Source organism: Pandoraea communis (assembly GCF_902459745.1).
GTDB classification, from domain to species: domain Bacteria; phylum Pseudomonadota; class Gammaproteobacteria; order Burkholderiales; family Burkholderiaceae; genus Pandoraea; species Pandoraea communis.
In genome coordinates, this window is sequence record NZ_CABPSJ010000002.1 from 24,340 (window position 1) to 39,107 (window position 14,768).

Consider the following 14,768-nt stretch of genomic DNA (forward strand, 5'->3'; position numbering starts at 1 on the left):
CGCGTCTGAGCGTGCTTCACGGTGCGCCTTACATCAGACGCGCCAGAAAGCTGGCCCCGCCCGACTTACGCTCGGACTTGTTCGCATACATGCGCTGATCGGCAACGCGAATCAGTTCGCTCATCGATTCGCCGTCGTCGGGGAAAACCGCGACACCGACACTCACGCGCACGGCCAGGCTCGCGTCGTTTACCGAGACGGCCTGCTCTATCTCCGAGCGCAGACGCGCCACCGCAAAGTCGATTCGCTCGACGATCTCGACGTCCTGAACAATGGTGACGAATTCGTCGCCGGAATGACGCGCCACAAAGCCGCCCTCCGTCACCCCCGCCTTCATGCGGCGCCCAATCTCCTTGAGCACCAGGTCGCCTGTTGCATGCCCGAGGCTGTCGTTCACCCCCTTGAATCCGTCGATGTCGGCGAAGAGCAGCGCCAGCTTGCCGTTGGTGCGTTGCGCACGGCGCACGGCCTCACTGGCGAATTCACCGAATGTGCGGCGGTTCGGCAGGCCGGTCAGTTCGTCGAAACGTGCGGCTTTGTAGAGATCGTCGATGAGTTGCTTGCGCTCGATCGCCAACGCCGTCTGATCGCACACGAACGCGAGCAACCGTTGCGCCGCCTCCGCCTGCAACGCGCGAGGCGGACCGTAGATCATGAGCGTGCCCACCGCGCGCCGCGCCGTGTACATCGGCAACACCGCCAACGCATGTTTTCCGGGCGCCACGGCCTCGTCGGGCGAGAAAGGTTCGCCATACCACTGTGCAGGCGACGGGGTCTGCCCAACGCCGGGCGTGGCCTCGATCAATCGCCACTGCGCTTGCTGCGCATTCGTCGCCCGTGTAGAAAGCGCCGCAGTCTGCGACCAGTCAAGCACCGGTATGTCGGCATTCTCGCGGTACTGATACGCCTTCTCCCACGTCATCAGTTCGCCGTCGCACGTGGCAACGACGAGGGCGTGAATGGGAAACAGCGTGGAGAGCGTGTCGTGAACGGCCTTGCACAGCGAGCGGACATCCGCCGCGTCGTGGGCCGCTTCGGAAATCGAATAGGTCGCGCGTTGCAACGCTTCGGCGTGCTTCTTCGCCGACACGTCGCGCGCCACACCGATGCGCAGCCCATGCTCGCCGGACCAGCGGGCAGACCACATGATGTGGACGTAATGACCGTCCTTGTGAATATAGCGATTCTCGAAACCGATGCGCGGATGCCCCGACATCACAAGCTTCGACTCGTCAATCGTGCGCTCGCGGTCTTCCTTCGCCACGAAATCGATCATCGAGCGCCCCATCAATTCCTGCGGCGAGTAGCCGAGAATATGCTCACAGGCCGGGCTCACATACACCAGAGTGCCGGTCTGATTGACGAGAAACACTGCGTCCAGCAGCAACTCCATACAGCTTGCCAGGACGTCTCTTGTTACGAATTCCATTGATTTCGAACGTGCGTGAAGCGTCGGGCCAGTATAAGGGAATCTCAATATGTGAATATTTCATCACCGTGACTCGTACCGTCGGGCAAAGCACTTCGAATTTCGTAGTAAATCACCCCGTCGCGCGAATACTTCACAACGTTGGCTGCCATCTTGTCCCAGTGCTTATCGGTTTTGCCCACCGCAGACTTCCCCGTTATTCTTTTTTGCGCTGCCCGGGGGATGACGCCGATTGTCACTTGACACATTCGAATTGGCAACCAAGGGAACACCCCCATGGCTCACGCGCTATCGGTCAACGTGCTTGACGTCACCCACGCATAGCGTTTAGAGTCGCCAGATGACGAATTTCAGTGCCCGCCTCTCGCAAAGCTTGCGCGTTGTCCCGATGGGACAGCGGGGTGCGTTCGTCAAAAGCAAAAAACAGTCGCTCAACTGACCGGAGCGTGCTGTTCCGTCAGTTGAGCGACGGAACAGCCACGTGGACCCGGCAGTCCTGCCCCGTGCGTAGCACCGCCTAGCATCACCCGGCCCGCCTGCCCCGAAGTCCCCACGCGCCTGACTCTGCGCATCGCCCTGCTGAACGGTTTCCGTACAGGTCACCACACGTTCGTTGCATTCGCACCGTCCAGGGAGACACTCATGCAAGTCGCGCAATCCCAAATCTCATCGATGGCCTCGTCCGGTTCGCCAGCATTTCGCGGCATCTGGCTACCGCTCGTCACACCGTTCCTGCGCAACGGCGCAGATACGCCCGTCGATCACGCCGCGTTACGCAGGCTCGTCGCGCATTACCGCCGCTCGGGCATTGCCGGCTTCGTGATTTGCGGCACGACAGGCGAGGCGGCGGCCCTCGATCACGCCGAACAGCTCGCCGTGTTCGACACCGTATTGACGCAGGCCGGTGATTTGCCCGTGATTGCAGGGCTCGCGGGTAATCATCTCGGCCACACGTTAGCGTGCATGGACGCCTTCAACACGCTGCCCCTCGCGGGCGTATTGACCCCCGCGCCGTATTACATCCGGCCATCCCAGGCAGGACTTATTGACTGGTTCCAGACGCTGGCCGACCGTTCGCGTGCGCCGCTCGTGCTGTACGACATTCCCTATCGCACCGGTGCAACGCTCACGCTCGAGACATTGCTCACGCTCGCGGGTCACGGCAACATTCGCGCGATCAAGGATTGCGGTGGCAACGCCTACACCACGCAGGCGCTCATCGCCGACGGCCGCTTGTCTGTCCTTGCGGGCGAGGATCATCAGTTGTTGTCCACGCTGGCGATGGGCGGACACGGTGCGATCATCGCGTCATCGCATTGCCGGCCAGCGCTTTTTTCGACGTTGTATCGTGCGGTACAAGCGCAGCAGCTCGATGTAGCCCGCTCGCTCTTCCACGCGCTCATGCCGGTGGTGAAGTTGCTGTTCGCCGAAGCGAATCCGGGCCCGATCAAGGCGTGGCTCGCCCGCGAAGGTCTGCTGATGGACGTATTGCGAGCACCGATGACGAGCGCGCCGCCAGCGTTGGCGCAACAGTTGGTGGAGGCGATTGCCGCCATCGACACTGCGTTCGGCACCCAGGCGGCCAATGCCGCCTGAAGTGTGAGAGGCGGCGTTGGCCGCGAGACAAATCGCCAGACGTCAGGCCGCTGCGCGCTGCCCTCGCCGCTGTGCCGTCAGTGCATTGCCGGCATGCGACGGCGTACCGGCCGATGCCGCGAGCATCGGTGCTTGCTGCATCGCGTCGAGCGGCGGGCTGCCGTCGCCATCCACCCGGAACTTCGCGGTCTGCCCAACCAGATCGGCGGCCTGCTGACGCATGTGTTCCGCCGCAGCCGCCGCCTCTTCCACGAGCGCGGCGTTCTGCTGCGTCACCTGGTCCATCTGGGTGACAGCCTGATTGACCTGCTCGATGCCGCGCGCCTGTTCGTCGCTCGCTGCGGCGATCTCGGCGATCAACTCGTTCACGCGCCGCACCGACACCACGATCTGATCCATCGTGCGACCGGCGACCTCCACACGCGAGGTACCGTCCTCGACTTGCTGGATGGACGTCGCAATCAGTTCGCGAATGTCCTTGGCCGTGCCGGCGGAGCGTTGCGCGAGCGTGCGCACTTCACCGGCCACCACCGCGAACCCCCGGCCCTGCTCGCCCGCGCGCGCAGCTTCCACGGCCGCGTTGAGCGCCAGAATATTGGTCTGGAATGCAATACCCTCGATCGCCTTGATCATGTCGCTCATGCGGGCCGAGGCGCTGGCCATCGCTTGCATCGTCTCGACGACCGCACGCACGCTCTGCGCCCCGGCATCGGCGACGCCCGACGCTTCCTGCGACAAACGGCGCGCCTGCATCGCATGTTCCACGTTCTGACGCACGGTCGACGTGAGTTCTTCCATCGACGCGGCCGTCTCTTCCAGCGATGCGGCCTGCTCCTCCGTTCGCTGCGACAAATCGGTGTTGCCCTGCGCAATCTCGCGCGCGGCATGGTCAATGGCGCCCGACGCGCCCTGGATGTTGCGCACCAGATGCGCCAGTTGATCGACAGCCGTGTCGAGCGCGTTCGCCATCTGTCCGATCTCGTCGGCGTGCTCAGCGTTCACACGATGGGTCAGATCGCCATGGGCGAGCGCTGTCGCCCCTTGCGCCGCAGCACGCACCGGGCGCGTGACCGAGCGAACGATGGCCACACCCGACACCACGGAGATGATGACAGAGGCGACCAGTGCAACCAGCAGCCACAGCCGCGCAGAGGTGTAGGCGTCATTCGCATCGGCGGCCTCCTTGGCGCTCACGGCCTTGCCAACGCCCATGAGACCGTCTAGCGGCGAGAAGAAAGCCGACTGCGCCTTCTCCGCCGGCCCCAGCAGTTCGGTCTTCGCCTGTGCGTAGTTGCCACTGCGCACAAGACGCTTGATGTTGTCGACCTGTTTTCCGTATTCGGCGCTGGCTTCGGTCAGCGTGCGGTATAGCGCCTTGCCCTTCTCGGTGTAGAAGATCGTCGCCATGCCGGAGATGCTCTTGAGGTTGGCAGCGTTCAACTCGTCGATCCGGGCCAGACGTGCATCGAGCTGCGACGCGTCTTCCGACATCACGATATCGCGCAGAACCACCGCGATGCTCGCCGCCCGATCCTTCAGTCCGTGAAATTCGAGAATCTTGTTGTTCAGATCGGAAACGATGATTTGCGTGTTCGCGTCCATCGTCGCCATTTTCGTCACGGCAACCACGGCCACGATCGACAGCATGACCACATTGATGGTAAAGGCGGCGGCGAGCCGTTTGCTGATACTCAGGTTCTTGAACATGGCCTTGTGCGCATTGAGCGGGTCGTCTTGCAGATCGTAATTTTCGACCTGCTGCCGGCACGCGCAGCAGGCCACTGTCTCTCTCGGTACCTCTGACGAGACTTAACGAGTGCTTTTGACGAAACTTGAGCGTTCGCGCGACGAAATCGTCGATGCGCCCGCAAACGCCCGCCCAGCAAGGCCGTTCGCCGTCGAGCGCTTGCACCAAAACGACGCAAATTTCGTATATCAGGGCTCACAAACGGGCACGAGGCGGCCGATCTGGAACACGGCAAGCCGTTGTTCTCCGTCGTGCCAGGCACGGCGACAGCAGCCCGATCAGAACATCGGGTTACCGCTGACGGTCTTGGCCGGCACCTGTTGCGACACATCCCAGTGCTCGACGATCTTGCCCTTGTCCAGACGGAAAATGTCGACGATGGCGATGGGCAGGTCCCCAGGACGGGGCACTTTGCGCACGTGCAGGATCACGTAATCGCCATCGGCGAAAGCCCGGACGACATCGCTACGCGAGTCCGGCTGATGCTTGCGCAGGAACTCAAGAAACTTGCCGAATCCCTCGACACCATCGGCCGCGTTCGGGTTGTGCTGAATGTACTGCGCGCCGAGATACTGTCGCGCCGCGTCGAAATCCTTCCGATTGAGGCCGGCGTCGTAGAACGCCAGCACGACCTGCTTGTTGGCCGCCATCTGCGACGCCGGCACGGCGGGCGCCGTGCCGGCCGAAGCACTCAATCCTTCTACGCCGGCGGCCGACAATGCGGCGCCGGGCACAGGCGGCATCCCATCGGCCGCGTGAGCAGAGAGGGGCATGATGGCCGAAACGGCGGTGACAGTGGCGGCGATGGCAAGCCACGAAGCGATGGGTGTTTTCATGGTGTTTGGGCGTGATGGCGTTAGCGTTGCGTTGGCGAACGATCAGCTTAGCAGTTCGTACGATCCACCGCCGTCAGTCGATCCTGCACATCCGCTCCGGCAGGAAATCCGCCCGCCAGTGTCGCCGCAATGCCGGATTTGAGGGTAATCTTGCCCATCGGCCTTACCGGGGTTCGCCCGCGGCCCCTCATCCAGCCTCGCTCATGGACAGAATCGACGCAATGAAGGTCTTCGTCGCCACCGTCGACGAAGGCAGCCTTGCCGGTGCCGCCCGGCGTCTCGGCCGTTCGGCCGCTGCCGTCAGCCGTGCCATCGCCTATCTCGAAGCCCACACCGGCACCGCCCTGCTCCACCGCACGACTCGTGCACTCAAGCTGAGTGCCGCTGGCGAGCGGTATGCTAGCGCGTGCCGCCGTATCCTGCTCGATCTGGACGAGGCCGACGTGATTGCGGCCGGCGAACGTTCGGCCCCGCGCGGCCTGCTCACCGTGTCGGTACCGCTCGCTGCAGGCGAGACGTTCATGCGCGAGATCGCCGACGCGTTCATCGAGCGTTACCCCGACGTCATCATCCGTCTGCAATTAAGCGACCTGCCCGTGAACCTGATCGACGAAGGTGTCGATGTCGCAGTACGGGTCGCGCACTTGCCCGACTCGTCGCTGATCGCCACGCCGGTGGGCGAAGTCCGGCGCGTCATCGCCGCTTCGCCGGACTATCTGGCCACCCACGCCCCTATCGAGACGCCCGCCGATCTCTCAAGACACCAGATCGTTACCATGACGTACTTCGGTATCGATTCGTGGCGTTTTCCGGCCACAGGACGTGGCTCGGTGCCGCAGGTCGTGCAATTCACGCCGCGCCTGATCGCCAACTCGATACGAACCGTGATTGCGTCGGCCGTCGCCGGACACGGTGTGGCACGCATGCTGACGTATCACATCGTCGAAGAACTGGAGCACGGCACGCTGCGCATCGTGCTGCAGAACTTCGAACATCCGCCCATGCCGGTGCACGTCATCACGCCGCAGGGACGGCTGGCCGTGCCCAAGGTACGAGCGTTTGTCGATTTCGCGGTGCCCCGCCTGCGCAAGCACTTTTCGCACGTGTACAAGCTGGCGAACGGGGACTGAGCGACGCTTCGCGACGCGGGATTCCTGCATTGCGCAGCCGCCATTGTTACGCCGCACGGAAGAATGACTTCCAAAGCGTGTTCGTTCTCTGACGCACCGCACCCACCTACACTGACTCCATCGCTTTTTTGCACGCCGCACCGGACTGCGCCGGACGCGGCGCGGCATCCCCGGAGTCGTCATGTCCCATGCAGTCCTCGGCGGCAGCACGTCTGCCCCCTTCAACGCCTGGCGCGCCACCCTCTGCGCCGCATGCGCCAGCCTCATCGGCATCGGCTTTGCCCGCTTCGCGTACACGGCCCTGCTGCCGGCGATCATCGGCAACCACTGGTTCGCCCCGGCCACGGCCGCCTACCTCGGTGCCGCCAATCTCGGCGGCTATCTGGCCGGTGCGCTGGGCGCTCGCGTTCTCGTCCGTCATGCATCCAACGTCGCGATCCTGCGCACGATGATGCTGCTGACGGTCGTCGCCTTCTTCGCGTGCGCCTTCCCCATCTCATTCCTCTGGTTCTTCCTCTGGCGTTTCGCGTCGGGTTTCTCGGGCGGGGTGCTGATGGTCACCGCTGCGCCGTCGGTACTGGCACACGTTGCCCCGTCGCGGCGCGGTATCGTCAGTGGCGCGATCTTCGCGGGCCTCGGGCTGGGCATCGCCGCAACAGGCACGCTCGTGCCGCTGTTGCTGCGACAAGGCCTTGCCCAAACATGGATCGGACTAGGCGTGCTTTCGCTCGCACTCACCGCTGTGGCATGGCGCGGGTGGCCTGACGGCGCCCCCGCCGCCGCGGCCGGTGCCACTGCGCAAGCGCGGCGCCGCCCGGCCAGCCCACTCGCATTGCGTTCGCTCTATATCGAATACGCACTGAATGCCGTTGCGCTGGTGCCGCACATGATTTTCCTCGTCGACTACGTTGCACGAGGTCTGGGCAAGGGGCTCGATGCCGGAGCCAACTATTGGGTGCTGTATGGATTGGGCGCGATCATCGGGCCGATCTTCGTCGGGCATCTTGCCGACCGCATTGGTTTTGCACGGGCGTTGCGCGTCGCTTATATCGCGCAGATCTGTGCCGTACTGCTGCCGGTACTCGGCCTCGGCATGCCTGCGCTGATCGTCTCCAGCATGGTGATGGGGGCGTTCACGCCGGGAATCGTGCCTCTGGTGCTCGGACGCTTGAATGAGCTGCTCGCTCATCGTCCGGCTTCGCAGAAGGCAGCGTGGAGCACCGCGACGACCAGCTTCGCGACGCTTCAGGCGGGTGCTGCCTACGGATTGTCATTCCTGTTCGCTGCGACGTCGGGCAACTATTCGCTGCTGTTCATCGTTGGCGGCGTCGCCATGGTCATCGGGTTGGGGGTCAACCTGGTGGCCGCCCGGCGCGAGCGGGCATAACCCTCAGCGCCATGCGGCGCTGAGCATCACGCCGCCGGAGACGACGAGCATCGTATCGAGCAAGCGCTGAAAGACGGCTGGGGTAAGGCCCAGCACGAAGCGCTTGCCGAGGACGGTGCCAAGCATCAACGTCATCCCGACGATCAGCCCATTGGCCCACGCCTCCGGCGGCAATGCGCCAAGGTCCGAGAACATCAGCACTTTGGCGACGTAGATAAGCACTGAACTGGCCGACTCCGAACCAAGGAAGGCCCCGCCGGACAAGCCATACGCGACGAAGGCCGGCACGCTGAGCGGCCCGGTGGAGAGCACGATCCCCGTGAGGAAACCGATGACGGCGCCGGCAGCCGCCAACTGCCAGAGAGCCAACCGCCGCTGGTTATGTTGCAGATAATGGCGTACCGGCACCATGGCGATGAAGAACAGACCCAGCGCAACGTCCACGACCGTTGCAGGCAGGCTCCACAAAGTGCGGGCGCCAAGCGCAGCGGCCGGTGCGCCGGGCAACGAGTACGCGAACACGGCGCGCCAGTCGATCTCGCGCCACCAGGCCAACACCTTCGAGATGTTCCCGACGATGGCGGCAACCGCCATGATCGGCACCGCCTGCTTCGGGCCGTACGTGTAGACCAGCACCGGCAGAAGCATCATCGACGATCCGGTGCCGACGACGCCGCTCACCACGCCCGCCGCCGTCCCGACGACGGCGATCAACATCATGCCCCACGCGTGTCCCGCGAATAAACCAGCCAACATGCCCGCCTCGTCGTTTGCCCTCTTCCTCACATGACGTCTGCGCCGCGTGAGCCACAGATACGACGATAAAGCATGACGACGGCTCACACCATCGACAAATTGATAAGACTTCTGTGATAAAAAGTCACAGTTCCCAAGTTATTTCGTCGATGAAGGGTCAGGATGACGCGCCGACAGCTACCACCGCTGCACGCTTTACGTGTCTTCGAGACTGCGGCTCGCGCAGGGAGTCTCAGCGCCGCCGCGCAAGAGTTGTCGATTACTCATGGGGCCGTGAGCCGTCAGATCGCGCTGCTGGAGGATTGGCTCGGGCAGACGTTATTCGTCCGGCAGGGACAACGCAACGTCGCGACGGACCACGCCCGGGCGTTCGCCGCCGAGGTCAGTGCGGCCTTCGACCGTATCGACGATGCCGCCGTGCGCTTTGGCAAGGCACCGCAAACACGGATTGTGCGCGTGAATGCCCAGACCACGCTCGCCATGCACTGGTTGATCGCGCGGCTGCCCGCGTTCCACGCGTCGCACCCCGACGTGCAGATCGTGGTGACCACATCGAGCAGTGCCGACCCCGCGTTTCGCGGCGGATTCGACGTCGCGATCCGGCGCGACCCACCGCCGCGTCCCGAGTGGCAGCCGTACGAAAAGGCCGTGCTGTTCACCGAGCAGTCAAGTGTTATCGCCGCGCCCGCGCTGCTGGATGCGAGGCCGCTGCGTCGCCTGAAGGATCTTGCGAAACACGCTTTCATCGCAACACAGACCCGTGTCGGCGCATGGGAGGACTGGCTGAGCGCCGCCGGAGTGCCCGCCTTGCGGCCGGTACGATTTCATCGCTTCGACCACTATCACGTGAGTTTGCAGGCGGTTATCGACGGACTGGGCCTGGGGATCGGCAGCAAGCCGATGCTCGATCGCGAGCTGGCCGCCGGCCGTCTGGTCATGCCCTTTCCAGCGATTCAGGTGACGGGGGCGACGTACGTCACACTGGTGCCCCGCGACGCCGACAAGTCGCGTCCGTTACGAGACTTCCTGACGTGGGTGCACGATGCGGCCAGCGCCATAACCGTTGACGTCATGCTCCCGGCCGCACACTCCACTTCCCGGGCGACACGCCGAACGCGCGCCGGAAGTAACGCGTGAAGTGCGAAAGGTCGTTAAACCCCTGCGCCACGGCGGCGTCGGTCGCCGACGCCCCTGCACGCAAGGCGGGCAACGCTCGCACCAGACGCAACTGATTGCGCCACGCATGCGGCGCGAGGCCCGTTTCGCGCGAGAACAATCGCGCCGCGTGAAACGGCGAGAGATCGACGGCTTCGGCCAGCGTCGTCAACGACAACGGCTCGGTGAGATCGGTCGAGAGTCGCGCCTTCATCGTCTCGACGCGTACGGCGTCGCGATGCACCGGCACCTCCGGCAAGCGTGCCTGCGCGTGGCGGATCAACATCATCGACACAGCCTCGATCAACACGCTCTCGGCCACCAACGCATCCGCACCGGCCTGCAGCAGACGGTGCGCCGTAATCAGCCGCTGCGCGGCCTGATCGTCGTCAATGACGCTCTCGCCAAACCACGGCAAGGCGTCGTCCGGTGACGCCAATCCCGGCAACGGGTGGGTCAACTGACGCTGCACCCCCTGCACGAAGCCGACCGGCAGATAGAACACCCGGTAGCGCCACCCGAAATCGGTTTCGCGCGCACCGGTATGCACTTCGCCGGGATGAATAATGGCGACCGACCCGGCCTCCGCCACATGCTCGCCACCCCGATAGGCGTAGCGCTCGGCACCCGCTACGATGCACGCGAACGCATACGCATCGTGCCAGTGCGGCGCGAAGGTGTGGTCGTTGTATTCGGCCGTCAACATGTCGCCGCCCGGCACGAGCGACGAGCGCCAGTACAGAGGGGCATTGCGAAACGGCTGAATGGGTGGGTACAGGGCATTCATGCCCGCTACTTTACACCGCCCCCTGCCTGCGCCTCTGACACGGCCCGCTGGCACGATTAGCGCGTGGCGACCACGAAGAGCCGCGGGAACGGCAACAACACCGTGCCGTCAGCCAGCGCAGGGTAGGCCTTCGCGATTTCGTCGGTGTAGCGCGTCAGGAAAGCCTCTCGCGACGCCGCGTCGAGCTTCGCGAGAAACGGCCGCAGCGCACTGCCCTTGAACCATTCCACGATAGCCGGCGCGCCCCCCGCCAGCGGGTGATAGTACGTGGTGCGCCAGATGTCGACGCGCGAGCACACCGCGCGCAGCAGCGGATAGTAGAACGTCGCGCCATGTCGCGCCGTGCGCTCCACGCCTTTGAGCGCAGCCGCCCAACGCGAATCGGTCGCGACTTCGCGCATCAGTCGATGCGCGGGCTCGTCGAGATTGTCGGGCGTCTGCACGGCGAGTGAGCCGCCGGGCGCCAGACAGCCGATCAGGCGCGGATACAGCGTTTCGTGATCGGGCAACCACTGCAACACCGCGTTGGCGAGAATCACGTCGAACGGGCCGTCCTTCCAGTTGGCGATGTCCGCCACGTCGAAGCGAAACTGCGGCAGGCGCAGGCGCGCCGCATCCACCATGTCCTGCGAGCTATCCAACCCAAGCACATCGGCCTGCGCGTAGCGCGCGGCGAGCACTTCTGTGGAATTGCCCGGCCCGCAACCGATATCGACCACACGTGCGACATCACGATCCGCAAGGGTGGGAATGGCAGCGACGAGATCGCGCACGGGACGCGTGCGCTCGTCTTCGAACTTCACGTACTGCGCGGCTTGCCAGGCGGGATTCACCGGGGCATTCGGCGATGGGACTTGCGGCATGACGGCCTCCTGGGGGTATCGGGCGATAGCCGCAAGATATCAGGTCGCCGCCTGCACTGCCTCCACGAACACGCGCAGATGCGACGCTTCGGCGTCGGTGATCGCCCAGTACGTCATGCCGCCGCGCCGCCAGCGCGCTATCGCGTACCCATCGGCACCGGTGATCGTCGGCGCCGCCGCCCCCTTGTCGCGTGCCGGGAACACGTACAGATCGATCGGATGCTTGTCCGTGCGATAGATGAGAACGGCGACAGTGCGGCCTCCCACGTAGTCGAGTCGTCCCCCCTCGAGCGGGAAGCCCTTGGCTGACAGATCGATGACGGGCGGCGCGTAATCGATGCGCCCGTTGAACCACGGCTTGACGGTGTGCTGATCCGTCGAGATGACGTCGATAGGATGCTGGGACAGCAGCGCACGAACATGACTCGCCACGATCTCTTGCGGTTGCAGCCCGGTTGTCGCCTGCATCTCTTGCGCGTCTTGCGGCGGTGCGGGCGGGCGCGCCACCAGCAACGCCATCGCCACGGCCAAGCCGCCGAGAATCGCACCGCCCGCCCCGCCGAACAACCACGGCGCCAAGCTGAGCCCCCACGCCGCTTCCGGGGGTTTGGCGGGCGTGCCTGCCTTGGTTGACCTGACGTCGGGTTTCATTTCGGGCAGCGGCGATGCCGACGGCGACGCGATCGCGCCGGTGGCAGGACTCGCGTGACGTTCAGCATGCGCCAGTTCGTCACGCAAACGTTCGCGCAACGACTGAGGGGCATAGTGACGCAATGAGCCGTCGCGCAGCAGCTTGCCCAGTGTTGAGGCTTCGGCAGCCGTTGCGGCCAGCGCCGCGCTCACGCCCGGCGTCGTGTCACCGGTCTTGTCCTTCATGTCGCTCGCGGAGGTCGTATCGTTGGGTTCGTCGGGCTTATTCATCGCGTCCTCCCCGGGTGGTGCCGTCGAGCGGCTGGCGTGTGAGACGAGTGATTTGCGCCGACGGCGCGTTCGGCGTCGCGGCAGTGTTCTTGTGTGCGGCATCCTGCGCGGCGCGCACGGCGATCGCCAGCATCTGTCTGCCGCGTGCCAGACGCGACATGACCGTGCCCGCCGGCACGCCCAGAATCGTCTCGATTTCCCGGTAGCTCATGTCCTCCATCTCGCGTAACACCAGCACCTCACGGAAGACGACCGGCAACGCGGCCAGTGCGTCGCGCACCAACGCGCATTCGTCGCGGCGCACCGCCAGCATCTCCGGGTCACCGGGCGCCGTGTCGTCCCACCCCGGCAGCCACGCATCGCCGTGCAGGCCATGCGTGGCTTCATCGAACGGCGTCCCATCCGCCGCATCGGAGCGACGACGCCATTCCGTCAGCCACGTATTGCGCACGATCGCCAGCAGCCACGCACGCGCGCTCTCGCCGCGAAAGCCGTCGAAGAAGCGCAACGCGCGCAGGAAGGCTTCCTGCACGATGTCGTCGGCATCGCTCGCGCTGCCCGACAGCCATCGCGCAAGGTTGTACGCCGCATCGAGATGCGGCAGGGCCAGAGTTTCAAACCGTCCTGACGCTTGCGCGCCGGGTTTTTCAGCGTCGCTCACCGGGGTCTCCCGAGAACGGGCAACGCATTGCCCGAGTCAATCGGCCTGACGCCGCCGCTGCGACGTCACTGCGCTCATTGAATCACATCTACCCTGGCAGACGGCTATTTCACGACGATCACGCCGGTCATGTGCGGATGAATCGCGCAGTAGTAGGGATACGTCCCCGGTTTGTCGAAGGTGAAGGCAAAGGTGCCGTCGGTGTCCAGCGCCCCCGACGCAAACGCCCGCGGGTTGCCCGAGCTAGTCACGGTGTGGGGTTCGTCGTCGCGGTTAGTCCACGTTACACGCGTACCCGCGCGCACGGTGAGCGTCGCGGGAGAGAACGTGAAGTGCTCGATATGGACGGTATCCGCGTCGGCGGCGTTCGACAGCGCGGGCAAGGTCAGTGTGAGCATGCCTGCGGCCGCAATGGCGACGCGACTGAGCCATACGCGCCGCCGAGTGTTCAGGAGAATCGATTTCATGGGAGGGCTCCGGAAACGATGGGGGTCAGGACGCCAACGTGGTGTCGCCAAGCAACGGCGCGCCGTCGAGTGTCGTGAAGTCGACGCGACGAATGCCAAGGGTCTGCCGCAGTTGCGAGGGGTCGACTTTCAACGGTCCGGGGCCCGGACCGTCGCCGGGCGCGGGTTGTGGAAATGCGGTCGACATTGCCGTTTGCATGCGAACGTTGCCCTCCACTTTCTGCAGTACCTGATGGATATGCCCGTTGAGCACCGTGACCGATCCGAACGGCCGAAGCAAAGCCAGCGCGCGATCGCCGTCGTCGGTACCCCAGCCCCACGCGGGATAGACCGACCATAACGGCATGTGCGTGAACACGACGAGCGGGGTGCTATGGGAGCGCCCCTTGAGGTCGGCCGCGAGCCAGGCGAGTTGTGTGTCGCCGAGATAGCCCATCCCCCCGGCCTTCAGATTGAGTACGTTGACGAGCGCCACGAAGTGCACGCCCTGTTGATCGAAGCTGTACCAGCCAACCCCCTTGGTGTCGGGCGAGAAGCGCGCGAAGAATGTGCGGCCGTCGTCACCGATCACGTCGTGCTCGCCGGGCACGTAGCGAGTCTCAAGCCCCGCGCCGTTCACGATCTGCTGCGCGATGTCGAATTCCTCGGGGCGCGAGAGATGGCTGACGTCGCCCGTGTGGAGCATGAACGCAGGGCGTTCGGACGCACCCCGAATCCGCTCGATGGCGGATTGCAGCGTGGCTGCCGGATCGGGATTGGGCGCCTTATTGAATCCGATGTGGCTGTCGCTGATCTGCACGAAGGTCAACGCGTGGCGGGCTGGCATCTCCGCCGCGCCGGCAGATGCCGCAAGCGATATGCCGCGCGGCACCCCACCGTCGAGCGTCCACAAAATGCCTGCGCCGGCCCACGCGAGACAGGCCATCGCCCTGCGCCGTGACATCGCCGGCGATGACTCCCCCTGCGGGACCGGGTGGGCATCGTCAGACGTGACGTCCGGCTTGTCGTTCTCGTTGCGACTCATGACACACCT

Annotated in this window: 14 protein-coding genes; 4 read left to right on the forward strand and 10 right to left on the reverse strand. The window is 64.5% G+C overall.

Annotated elements, in window-relative coordinates:
* Nucleotides 1-28: 28 nt before the first annotated feature.
* Nucleotides 29-1,393, reverse strand: coding sequence for a sensor domain-containing diguanylate cyclase (locus PCO31110_RS06525; RefSeq protein ID WP_174979380.1), 1,365 nt, complete (start codon nucleotides 1,391-1,393; stop codon nucleotides 29-31).
* Between the two features lie 678 nt (nucleotides 1,394-2,071).
* On the opposite strand from PCO31110_RS06525, the gene dapA reads away from it, so the two are divergent.
* Nucleotides 2,072-3,025, forward strand: coding sequence for a 4-hydroxy-tetrahydrodipicolinate synthase (dapA, locus tag PCO31110_RS06530; RefSeq protein WP_150689954.1), 954 nt, complete (start codon nucleotides 2,072-2,074; stop codon nucleotides 3,023-3,025).
* Between the two features lie 42 nt (nucleotides 3,026-3,067).
* Here the strand turns inward: dapA and PCO31110_RS06535 are convergent, their stop codons facing one another.
* Complete coding sequence (locus PCO31110_RS06535) at nucleotides 3,068-4,807, reverse strand: methyl-accepting chemotaxis protein (protein WP_010807954.1); 1,740 nt, start codon at nucleotides 4,805-4,807, stop codon at nucleotides 3,068-3,070.
* A 243-nt stretch (nucleotides 4,808-5,050) separates the two neighbouring features.
* Nucleotides 5,051-5,608, reverse strand: coding sequence for a nuclear transport factor 2 family protein (locus PCO31110_RS06540; RefSeq protein ID WP_010807955.1), 558 nt, complete (start codon nucleotides 5,606-5,608; stop codon nucleotides 5,051-5,053).
* Nucleotides 5,609-5,811: 203 nt separating this feature from the next.
* Here PCO31110_RS06540 and PCO31110_RS06545 point away from each other — a divergent pair, with 203 nt between their 5' ends.
* Together PCO31110_RS06545 and PCO31110_RS06550 are read left to right on the forward strand one after the other, a co-directional pair.
* Nucleotides 5,812-6,738: a LysR family transcriptional regulator gene (locus PCO31110_RS06545; protein WP_150689955.1), complete on the forward strand. Its 927-nt coding sequence runs from the start codon at nucleotides 5,812-5,814 to the stop codon at nucleotides 6,736-6,738.
* Between the two features lie 181 nt (nucleotides 6,739-6,919).
* Complete coding sequence (locus PCO31110_RS06550) at nucleotides 6,920-8,125, forward strand: YbfB/YjiJ family MFS transporter (RefSeq protein ID WP_150689956.1); 1,206 nt, start codon at nucleotides 6,920-6,922, stop codon at nucleotides 8,123-8,125.
* 3 nt (nucleotides 8,126-8,128) lie between these two features.
* Here PCO31110_RS06550 and PCO31110_RS06555 read toward each other — a convergent pair whose 3' ends face one another.
* Nucleotides 8,129-8,881, reverse strand: a complete 753-nt coding sequence (locus tag PCO31110_RS06555) for a sulfite exporter TauE/SafE family protein (protein ID WP_010807958.1) — start codon at nucleotides 8,879-8,881, stop codon at nucleotides 8,129-8,131.
* Nucleotides 8,882-9,043: 162 nt separating this feature from the next.
* Between PCO31110_RS06555 and PCO31110_RS06560 the strand changes: the two genes are divergently transcribed.
* Complete coding sequence (locus tag PCO31110_RS06560) at nucleotides 9,044-10,018, forward strand: LysR substrate-binding domain-containing protein (RefSeq protein WP_150689957.1); 975 nt, start codon at nucleotides 9,044-9,046, stop codon at nucleotides 10,016-10,018.
* On the opposite strand, the gene PCO31110_RS06565 is transcribed toward PCO31110_RS06560, so the two are convergent.
* From PCO31110_RS06565 to PCO31110_RS06590, 6 genes are all read right to left on the reverse strand, one after another.
* The gene (locus tag PCO31110_RS06565) at nucleotides 9,951-10,823 is read right to left on the reverse strand and encodes an AraC family transcriptional regulator (RefSeq protein ID WP_010807960.1); all 873 of its coding nucleotides are present in this window, start codon (nucleotides 10,821-10,823) and stop codon (nucleotides 9,951-9,953) included. The genes PCO31110_RS06560 and PCO31110_RS06565 overlap by 68 nt on opposite strands.
* Before the next feature lie 56 nt (nucleotides 10,824-10,879).
* Nucleotides 10,880-11,686, reverse strand: a complete 807-nt coding sequence (tam, locus tag PCO31110_RS06570) for a trans-aconitate 2-methyltransferase (protein ID WP_150689958.1) — start codon at nucleotides 11,684-11,686, stop codon at nucleotides 10,880-10,882.
* 39 nt (nucleotides 11,687-11,725) lie between these two features.
* Entirely contained in the window at nucleotides 11,726-12,607 is an 882-nt protein-coding gene (locus PCO31110_RS25620; protein WP_174979383.1) for an anti-sigma factor family protein, read from the reverse strand.
* A complete protein-coding gene (locus tag PCO31110_RS06580; protein ID WP_010807963.1) occupies nucleotides 12,600-13,268 on the reverse strand; it encodes an RNA polymerase sigma factor in 669 nt (222 codons plus the stop codon). The genes PCO31110_RS25620 and PCO31110_RS06580 overlap by 8 nt, the downstream gene beginning before the upstream one ends.
* A 104-nt stretch (nucleotides 13,269-13,372) precedes the next feature.
* A complete protein-coding gene (locus PCO31110_RS06585; RefSeq protein WP_010807964.1) occupies nucleotides 13,373-13,735 on the reverse strand; it encodes a cupredoxin domain-containing protein in 363 nt (120 codons plus the stop codon).
* A gap of 25 nt (nucleotides 13,736-13,760) precedes the next feature.
* The gene (locus PCO31110_RS06590; protein WP_036662492.1) at nucleotides 13,761-14,678 is read right to left on the reverse strand and encodes a metallophosphoesterase family protein; all 918 of its coding nucleotides are present in this window, start codon (nucleotides 14,676-14,678) and stop codon (nucleotides 13,761-13,763) included.
* Nucleotides 14,679-14,768: the final 90 nt, after the last annotated feature.